Origin of the sequence: Janthinobacterium kochi, from assembly GCF_051380715.1 — a bacterium.
Taxonomy (GTDB): domain Bacteria; phylum Pseudomonadota; class Gammaproteobacteria; order Burkholderiales; family Burkholderiaceae_D; genus Janthinobacterium.
Map to the genome: position 1 here is coordinate 644,932 of NZ_JBNYXO010000003.1, position 9,946 is coordinate 654,877.

Here is a 9,946-nt window from a genome sequence, read left to right on the forward strand (position 1 = left end):
GGCAAGCCATTACGTTGCGGCACGAGTCAGGTAGCAATACCATACTTGTGCTGTGTAGCCTCGTACTGCTGCTTGAGCGACTCCAGCTTCGGATGCCTGGGGTCAATCTTGCGGATCACCTGCATCTGGTGCTGCGCCTGTTCGGCCAGCGGCGCTTCCCAGCCCAGCATGTTGAGCTGGCGCAAAATGGCGTCGACGGAGGCGAACAGCACGGGCAGGTTGCCCGGCGTCTTGCGCAGGGCCTGGCGCAGCACGAAGACGGCGCCCTTGAGCTCGCCGCTTTCCGACTTGCTGGCGGCATCCTGCATCAATTCCTGCACCTGGTGCGTGATCTGCTGGCCCATGCCTTGCGCCAGGTCATGCCGGCCCGCCTTTTCAAACACGTCCACGGCTGCTTCCATCGTCACGTCGCTGTCGGCTTCGTTGACGAGTTTCATCATGACCTCGGAGGCGGCCTGCTCCAGGTTGTTTTTCAGGCAGCTTTGTACCAGGCCCACCTTCAGCTGCGTCGACAGGCCCCGCGCCGTGTCCAGGGCGGCGGCGGCCAGTTGCAGTTCGGTGGCGGCGGCGATGTCGTTGCCCGACAATTCATGCAGCATGGCGGCCGAGATGGCGCGGCAGGCTTCCACGTTGGCGCTGCCGCGCAGCGAGCGCTCCATGTCGCGCAGCACGCCGCTCGCTTGCGGCGCATCGCCCTTCTTGACCAGCGTTTTGACCAGGTTGACGTGGTCTTCCGGGTCGCGGAATTCAGAGTACTTCGCTTTCGTCACTACCTGCTTGTAGGCCCGTTCGGCCGCGCCGATATCGCCCGTGTCAAACGCGATGCCGCCCAGGTGGCGCAAGCGGCTCACCATGTGCGGCGAGATGGCCACGGCGTCTTCGAGGATTTTCTTCGCCTGCAGCTGCTGGCCCATGGCTTCATGGTTTTGCGCCAGCAGGTCGTAGGCGGCCATGAAGCGGGGATAGGTCTCCACCAGTTCCAGCAGCGCCTCCTGCGCATCTTCATGGCGTTGCTGTTCGAACAGGGTGCGCGCCAAGCCCAGATGGGCCCAGGCCATGGGCCGCAAGGCCAACATGTCGGCGTACAGTTGTTCCGCTTCCTTCCATTCATCGAGGGCGATGTGCAGCTCGGCGCGCAGGCGGGTGAAATCGGCCGCCAGGCGCGGGTGCTGCAGTTCGGCCGCGCGGCAGCTTTTTATGGCTTCGCGCAAGTCGCCCTTGTCGATCAGCTGATACGTTGGCAGGAAAATGGCGCGCCGTTCGATGGCACGCGCGATGCGGCCGCCCAGTACATCGACGGTAAACGGTTTTAATATGTAGTCGGACGGGGTCAGTTCGGCCGCGCTGATCACCTTGCTGTGGATGGCTTCCGAGGTCAGCATGATGAAGATCGTCCACAGCCCGATCAGCTTGTGATGGCGCAAGTCTTCCAGCAATTGCTGGCCGTCCTGGCCGTCCGTGCCACTACCAAGATCGTATTCGCACAGGATGATGTCGAACGGTTTCTTCATCAGCAAGCGGATGGCCGTGCCGGAATTGACGGCATATTCCACCTTGGTGATGGCCGCCTGGTTCAGCATATTGTGCAGATTGCCCCGCATGCTGGGGTTCGGGTCGACGATCAGGACAGATAAGTCGCTAGTTTCTGGCATTGTTCAGCTCTCGTTCATCTGTTCGGTCATTTGCGGGAACTCTTCTTATAGGTATCTGCCTGGCAGTATTGTTTTTTATCAGCATACTGCAAAGCCGCCCGACACTGCCAGCAAAATGCATGCAATCGGGCGCGCTGCGCGAGGGCAGGGACGCCTGGCGCCATCGCCCGTTGTATTTCATGACACGCTGGCTCCTTGCTGCCGTGCCGGTGCCTGTTTTTCCGTCCATTTCTTGACTAGCGTGATAGTATTATAAAAATGCAACACTTGTTGCATGCCGTGCCATGTCGCGGCAAGGCGTGCGCAAGGCTTTACCGGGCGCTTTATCCCTCTCTGGTGTCGATACCCGTCATGCGCATACCTGATCTGTCTACCTTGCGGCGCGTTGCCGTGCCCCTTGCATTTGGTGGCAACAGCGAACAGCAGCATACCTATTTTGCGGAGCTGCACCGGGTCGGCATGGTCACGCAGTTGCTGGGCATCATTGCCTACAGCCTGACCTGGCTGCTGATGCCCAATCCCTATCATCCGAACCTGGCGCACGCCGTGCTGGCGCTGCTGGGCATGTTGACGAGCCTGGCGGTGCGCTACCGCTGCACCACCTTGCCCGTGCTGACCATCACCGGTGCCTGCGCCGTGCTGTCCCTGACTTTCGGCTTGCGCACCATGGCCGACGCCGTCCAGCACGCCAGCTTCTGGGTCTTGCCCGTGGGCGTCTTCATGACCCTGGCGATTGCCTCCATCTTCAATGGCGGCCTCAGCTACCTCGCCGTGGTGGCGGGCGTATGGTGGAACGTGGGCCACGGCCTGTACCCGGTGAGCGCCGGCTTGCCCGACCAGTCGTGGGCGCCGTTGATGATCGCCGTCAGCGTCTTGTTCGGGCTGGCGCTGAATGTCAGTTTCAGCTTATTGCGTTTGCGCAACTATCACGCCAAAGTGGAGTTGACGCGCCTGGCCTTCCAGGACGGGCTGACGGGCTTGAACAACCGCCGCATGTTCACGCAGCGCGCGCAGCAGATGCATGGCGCGCCCCACGGCGGCATGCTGCATTTCCTGATGATCGATATCGACGATTTCAAGATCATCAACGACCAGCAGGGCCACGATGCGGGCGACGAGGTGCTGATGCGCACGGCCGCCATCATCGCCGACAAGGCGCAAGGCCATCTGTGCGGGCGCCTGGGTGGCGAGGAATTCGGCATCATGTATGCGGGCAGCCGCGAGGATGCGGGCGCCTTTGCCGGTGCCCTGGTCGAGGCCGTCAGCCAGGCTTTCCATGCGGCACAGTTCGTGTCGATCAGCGTGGGCGTGGCCGAGCTGGACCGGGGCAAGGAACTGGGCCACAGCTACCGGCTGGCCGACGAAGCGCTGTACCTGGCCAAGCGCCAGGGCAAGAACCGCTATGTGATCGCCGGATGATTGCCTGAGGGTGTTGCTGCCGTGTCAAAAATGGCCGCCTTGCGGGGCAAAAGGGGGGCAAAGGCCCAAGTTCCGGTCATAAGGCAGGGGTAAAACGGGTATAATGCGCGCAAAGGAAATTTGCCGTACGAAAGATATTGTCATACCTACCTTTAACCCGCAGCCACGCTGCATCAACCACCTTCCAATCATGTTGATACTGCCGGGTTCCAATGCCCTGTCCCATTTTCGTAGCCACCGTCTGTTAAGCCAACTGCAAGCCGTCTCGGCTGCGATTGTTGCCGTCCAAGCACGCTATGTCCATTTCATCGATGCCAGCGCGCCTCTCACCGACGACGACAGCACGCGCCTTGGCGCTTTGCTGACGTACGGCGAACCGGCCCAGGCTGACAATACGGAAGGCGCTGCCGAAGAATTTTTCGTCATTCCCCGTTTCGGCACGATTTCGCCGTGGGCCTCGAAAGCCACCGACATCGCGCACAACTGCGGCATGGCGCACATCAAGCGCGTCGAACGCGGCATCGCTTTCCGCATCAACCTGAAATCGGGCATTCTGGGCAGCGCCATTGGTGCTGGCAAATTGACGGACGAGCAAGTATTGGCCGTGGCCGACCTGCTGCACGACCGCATGACGGAATCCGTGCTGCGCAGCGCCGACGACGCCAAGGATCTGTTCCGCACCCTGGAAGCGCGCCCGCTCGAATCGATCGACTTGCTGGGGCAGGGCAAGCGCGCGCTGGAAACGGCGAACACGGAACTGGGTCTGGCGATGTCGGAAGACGAAATCGACTACCTGGACGCCGCTTTCACCAAGGCCGGCCGCAACCCGACGGACGTGGAACTGATGATGTTCGCGCAGGCGAACAGCGAACATTGCCGCCACAAGATCTTCAACGCCGACTGGACCATCGACGGCGTGGCGCAGCCAAAGTCCTTGTTCGGCATGATCAAGAACACGCACGAACTGCAGCCGAAGGGCACCGTCGTCGCCTACAGCGACAATTCCTCGATCATGGAAGGCGCGACCGTGTCGCGCTTCTACCCGCGCGGTGAAAACCACGAATATGCGGCGTCGACGGAATTGACGCATACCCTGATGAAGGTGGAAACGCATAACCACCCGACGGCCATCTCCCCATTCCCGGGCGCTTCCACTGGCGCGGGCGGCGAGATCCGCGACGAAGGCGCAACGGGCCGCGGCGCCAAGCCAAAAGCTGGCCTGACGGGTTTTACGGTGTCGAATTTGTCGCTGCCGGACGCCGTGCGCAGCTGGGAAACGGCTGCTTCCGTGACGGCGCCGCTGGCTGGCCGCACGGACGCGGAGCAATACGGCAAACCGGAACGCATCGCTTCGCCGCTGCAGATCATGATCGAAGGCCCGCTGGGCGGCGCCGCATTCTCGAACGAATTCGGCCGTCCGGTCCTGGGCGGCTACTTCCGCACGTATGAACAGAACGTCGGCGCAAAAGAAGCGGGCGCCCCTGACGCCGTGTTCGGCTACCACAAGCCGATCATGATCGCGGGCGGCATCGGCAATATCTCGGCGCAGCACACGCACAAGAACGACATCCCCGTCGGCAGCCTGCTGGTGCAGCTCGGTGGCCCGGGCATGCGCATCGGCATGGGCGGCAGCGCCGCTTCGTCGATGACCACCGGCAGCAACACGGCTGACCTGGACTTCGATTCCGTCCAGCGCGGCAATCCGGAAATGGAACGCCGCGCCCAGGAAGTCATCAACGCCTGCTGGCAAATGGGCGCGGACAATCCGATCATCTCCATCCACGACGTGGGTGCGGGCGGCTTGTCGAACGCTTTCCCGGAAATCACCAACGACGCCAAGCGCGGCGCGATTTTCGACTTGCGCAAGGTGCCGCTGGAAGAATCGGGCATGGCGCCGAAGGAAATCTGGAGCAATGAGTCGCAGGAACGCTACGTTCTGGCCATCGCGCCGGAAAGCCTGCCACTGTTCAAAGCCATGTGCGAACGCGAACGCTGTCTGTTCGCCGCCGTGGGCGTGGCCACCGAAGAGCGTCAACTGAAATTGATCGACCCGGAACTGGGCAACGAACCGGTGGACATGCCGATGGACGTCTTGCTGGGCAAGCCGCCGAAGATGCAGCGCGACGTTGTCCACGTGGCCAACGCTTTCCCGGCGATTGACCTGACGGGCATGGACTTGAAGGATGTAGCGCAAAAAGTGCTGCTGCTGCCCACCGTGGCCGACAAATCCTTCCTCATCACCATTGGCGACCGCAGCGTGGGCGGCATGACCGTGCGCGACCAGATGGTGGGACCATGGCAAGTGCCGGTGGCCGATTGCGCCGTCACCACCATGAGCTTTGAAGGTTATCTGGGCGAAGCCATGGCCATGGGCGAACGCACGCCGCTGGCCGTCATCGACGCCGCCGCCTCTGGCCGCATGGCCGTGGGCGAAGCCGTCACCAACATCGCCGCCGCAGCCATCAGCGACATTTCCGACATCAAGCTGTCCGCCAACTGGATGGCCGCCTGCGGCCAGCCTGGCCAGGACGCAGCCCTGTACGACACGGTCAAAGCCGTCGGCATGGACCTGTGCCCGGCGCTGGGCATCAGCATCCCGGTCGGCAAGGATTCGCTGTCGATGCGCACCACCTGGAAAGATGAGAGCACGGGCGCGGCGAAATCCGTCACCTCGCCAGTGTCGCTGATCGTGTCCTCGTTCGCGCCAGTGACGGATGTGCGCAAGTCGCTCACGCCGCAACTGAAGACGGACAAGGGCGACACGTCCTTGATCCTGATCGACCTGGGCCGTGGCAAGAACCGTTTGGGCGCATCTGCGCTGGCGCAAGTCGTGAAACAGTTGGGCAATGAAACGCCGGACGTGGACAGCGCGGAAGACCTGAAAGGCTTCTTCGCCGCCATTCAAAAACTCAATAGCGACGACAAGCTGCTGGCCTACCATGACCGTTCGGACGGCGGCCTGTACGCCACCCTGACGGAAATGGCCTTCGCCGGCCACACGGGCATGTCCGTCAACCTGGACATGCTGACCATGGAAGGTGAGCATTCGAGCGACTGGGGCGACGCCAAGAACTGGACCGGCCAGGTAGCGGAACGCCGCAACGAACTGACCCTGCGCGCCTTGTTCAGCGAAGAGCTGGGCGCCGTCATCCAGGTGCGCGCGGAAGAAAAGTCGCTCGTCATGGACGTGCTGCGCACGTTTAACCTGGGCGCCTGCAGCCATATCATCGGCAAATTGAACGACCGCGACGTCATCGAATTCACGCGCGACGCCAAGCTGATTTACACCCAGCCGCGCGCCGAACTGCACCGCCTGTGGAGCGAAACGAGCTGGCGCATCGCCCGCCTGCGCGACAATCCGGCTTGCGCCGACGCCGAATACGACCGCCTGCTGGACGTGCAAGATCCGGGCATGTCGCCGATCGTCACGTTTGACCAGAACGACAATATCACCGCGCCATTCATCGCCACCGGCGTGCGTCCGCGTGTCGCCATCCTGCGCGAGCAGGGCGTCAACTCGCACATCGAGACGGCCTACGTGATGCACCAGGCAGGCTTTACCGCTGTCGACGTGCACATGAGCGACCTGATTGCGGGCCGCGTCAAGCTGGACGACTTCCAGGGCGTCATCGCCGTGGGCGGCTTCTCGTACGGCGACGTGCTGGGCGCGGGTGAAGGCTGGGCGAAAACGATTCTGTTCAACGCCAGCTTGGCGGAACAGTTCGCGCGCTTCTTCAACCGCACGGACAGCTTCGGCCTGGGTATCTGTAACGGCTGCCAGATGATGAGCAATTTGAAATCGATCATCCCCGGCGCCCACGCCTGGCCCAAGTTCACGCGCAACAAGTCGGAGAAATTCGAAGGCCGCTTTGCCATGGTCGAAGTGATGGACTCCCCATCGATCTTCTTCAACGGCATGGCCGGCACCCAGGCCGGCATCGCCATCGCCCACGGCGAAGGCTACGCCGACTTCTCGCAAACGGGCGACATTACCCAAGTCAGCAAAGCCATGCGCTTCGTCGACAACAAGGGCGCCGCCACCGAAGCGTATCCATACAATCCGAACGGCTCGCCGGAAGGCATCACTTCCGTCACCACGCCAGACGGCCGCTTCACGGTGCTGATGCCGCACGCGGAGCGCGTGTTCCGGTCAGTGCAGCAGTCCTACCACCCTGAAGCATGGGGCGAGGACTCGCCGTGGATGCGCATGTTCAGGAATGCACGGAAGTTTGTGGGGTAATTAGTTCGCTTGCAGGGTAGCGCTGGAGTTCAAGGCGCTGCTGCTGGGGCAGGAGTGAGAAAGCCGCTGTCGGGAGACAGCGGCTTTTTTTTATTCGATATCCACGCATTCTTTTTTTAATTTATGGTTTGGTCTATTGGTCTGGTCAATGAGGTGAACCTTTGTATGCAGGGGATTATTTTATTTTGCAAATTTAGTGAATATTGCGAAGAATAATAATTTTATTTGCGCAACTATTTTAGTGAAGTATAATTTCCTTCTTGGTTTTTAGCGAGACGATGTGATGTACATTGAGGCCAAAATTTTATAGGTTTTAAGGAATTTTATGAAGATGATGTCGAAGTATGAAAAACATGCATTAGCGGAAATTCACGCATGGAAAAACCCGAAAATCGGTTGGTTTGGCCAAGCTATGACGGTGATCAATCAACCATTCAATAGCGCGGGAGATTTATTGTTGTCTGCGCCCTGGGTTGGTGATGTGATTAGAAAAACCATGGAAGGCATTACAAATGTTGCAAATGACGCTGCGCAATGGAGTGTACGTCCTGAATCTATATTTTCTGAATTTCGAGATGCAGGACATCGTTCCATAAAAACCCATAATGATATCGTTGGCCTCGACCTTTCCGAAATCGATAAAGTGGTTGGTTGGCTGGATTCAAAATATAAAGGTATTGCGCTCGTTGAGGGGGCGGGTACCGGTGCAGTTGGAGCCATTGGCCTTGCAGTCGATATACCAGCGCTAATTATTCTAAATTTGCGCGCAGTTGGAGAGTATGCCGCATATTATGGTTTTGATACTTCGAAACAAGAGGAGCGCATATTTGCTTTTAATGTCCTTGGGCTTGCATCGTCACCATCAGATGGTTCTAAAGCATTAGCCATGGCGCAATTGGTGAAAATTTCTCAGGATGTCGCAAAAAAAACCACCTGGAAAGAACTTGAAAAAAGTACATTTGTAAAAATAATACAGGAGGTGGCCAAAGCGCTGGGGGTTAGGCTAACAAAGGCTAAATTGGCACAAACTATACCGGCAGTCGGTGCTGCAATAGGCGGCGGGTTTAATGCTTATTTCACAATGAAGGTTTGCGACGCTGCATATTATTTATATAGAGAACGTTTCTTGGCAGAGAAGCATGGACATGAAATAATTTATGCGTCTACACCAGCTGCGAAAGATATTAATCCAAACTATCCAGAAAGTCGAAAGATCATTTAATTGGCGCCGCCGATTAAGGTTGGTTCAAGACTTCGCTGGGGGAGTGATAAAGTAGCTATCTGGAGAGAGTGGATCTTTCTTTGATTGGTGAAAAGATTAATAATATATTTGGCGCCGACCTGTGTACCTGGAAGTGTTCGACGGCGCGGCAGAAGGCGCGCTGGAAGGTGGGGATCAGTATGGCGCCCAGTATCGTTGCCAGGCTGGCGGAGAATAGCAGCCAGCGGAAGTCGCCCAATAAGGCGCTAGCAGCGACGTGCTGGTCTATGCCTGTTTCCACGCGCTTGGCGAAGGTAAGGCTGAAAAACGGGCCCAGGAAGGAATTCGAAGTGCGCGACAGCAGCATCAGAATGCTGAACAGGGCCAGCGACACGGCGATGCGCCGCGTGCGGATGCCGGCGATGCGCACGGAGTAGGCGAGGGTGCCGATAATGTGGATGATGAACGTCAGTGCGCAAATCAACAGCAATTGCTTGTCCATCACAACCTTGCAGTAAAGAAAATGTCATTCCATGCTGCCATGAAGTTACTTATTTTTCAACTGCAAATAAGATAATTTTATGTGATTAGGGTTTTGTGGTGGTTTGTGTGGAGTTGACTGAATTTCACCCCAAGGCAGAAACGGGGGGCAGACCCAATCCACCCAAGTTAAGGAGCAAGCCCGCGCAATTGCTGGCAAATCAATGAAATAGTGCTTGACGTGGCACTGGCTTTGCGCGGCCGCCGCCTTGCTGACCTCTCTTTTTTCGACAGCGGCAAGGCGGCGGCCAATGAAGGTCTTTTGATCTTCATTGGCCTTTTATGTCGCTCGCTTCCTTGCTGTCCGATTTCTCCGACCATCTTCAATCCGACCAGTTCCGTCTTACCGCCCGCCATCCTGATCATCCGACAGCGTTTCAACGGCGCCGCAAACTGCCGCTACCGTCCTTGGTGGCGCTCATGCTCACCGGCATGCGCAAGAGCGTGCAAACCGAACTTGATGAATTCTTTGGCCATCTGCAACAGCAGGCGCAACTGACGCACCAGGTGAGCGCCCAGGCTTTCGCTCAGGCACGCTCGAAACTTGCTACCACGGCCATGCCAGAGCTTAACGACTGGCTCATTGCTCAAGCACAGCAGCATGGCTACCTGCCGCGCTGGCACGGTTTCAGGCTGGTCGCCGCTGACGCCTCGACCGTTCGCTTTGGCTTGCGCGCCAGCCATGTCAACCGTGCCGCCGTGGCCGATCAGCTGGTGTTTGGCTTGTTTCTGCCTGGTGCCGAATTGATGCTCTCGGCCTCGCTATACAGCACCGACGTCGGTGAACGCCAGATGCTGTTCGAACAGCTCGACCGGCTTGGCAAGGATGACCTGCTGTTGCTCGACCGAGGCTACCCATGCTATTGGATGCCTGCCGTATTGAACCAGCGCCGC

General features: G+C 58.8%; 5 protein-coding genes and 1 pseudogene. 4 read left to right on the forward strand and 2 right to left on the reverse strand.

The features are described from left to right. Positions 1–26: 26 nt before the first annotated feature. The gene (locus ACQ4WL_RS10410) at positions 27–1,652 is read right to left on the reverse strand and encodes a response regulator (protein ID WP_436509634.1); all 1,626 of its coding nucleotides are present in this window, start codon (positions 1,650–1,652) and stop codon (positions 27–29) included. A gap of 351 nt (positions 1,653–2,003) precedes the next feature. On the opposite strand from ACQ4WL_RS10410, the gene ACQ4WL_RS10415 reads away from it, so the two are divergent. The 3 genes from ACQ4WL_RS10415 (at position 2,004) to ACQ4WL_RS10425 (ending at position 8,533) form a co-directional block, all read left to right on the forward strand. Beyond that, positions 2,004–3,071, forward strand: a complete 1,068-nt coding sequence (locus ACQ4WL_RS10415) for a GGDEF domain-containing protein (protein WP_436509635.1) — start codon at positions 2,004–2,006, stop codon at positions 3,069–3,071. A gap of 190 nt (positions 3,072–3,261) precedes the next feature. Continuing rightward, complete coding sequence (gene purL, locus ACQ4WL_RS10420; protein ID WP_436509636.1) at positions 3,262–7,311, forward strand: phosphoribosylformylglycinamidine synthase; 4,050 nt, start codon at positions 3,262–3,264, stop codon at positions 7,309–7,311. 325 nt (positions 7,312–7,636) lie between these two features. Beyond that, on the forward strand, positions 7,637–8,533 hold the full coding sequence (locus ACQ4WL_RS10425) for an EcsC family protein (RefSeq protein ID WP_436509637.1): 897 nt from the start codon (positions 7,637–7,639) through the stop codon (positions 8,531–8,533). A gap of 88 nt (positions 8,534–8,621) precedes the next feature. Here ACQ4WL_RS10425 and ACQ4WL_RS10430 read toward each other — a convergent pair. Continuing rightward, positions 8,622–9,014, reverse strand: a pseudogene (locus tag ACQ4WL_RS10430) (lipid II flippase family protein); the annotation flags it as partial. A 320-nt stretch (positions 9,015–9,334) separates the two neighbouring features. On the opposite strand from ACQ4WL_RS10430, the gene ACQ4WL_RS10435 reads away from it, so the two are divergent. Beyond that, positions 9,335–9,946: transposase (locus tag ACQ4WL_RS10435; RefSeq protein ID WP_495542727.1), on the forward strand; the 612-nt coding region annotated here is incomplete at its 3' end.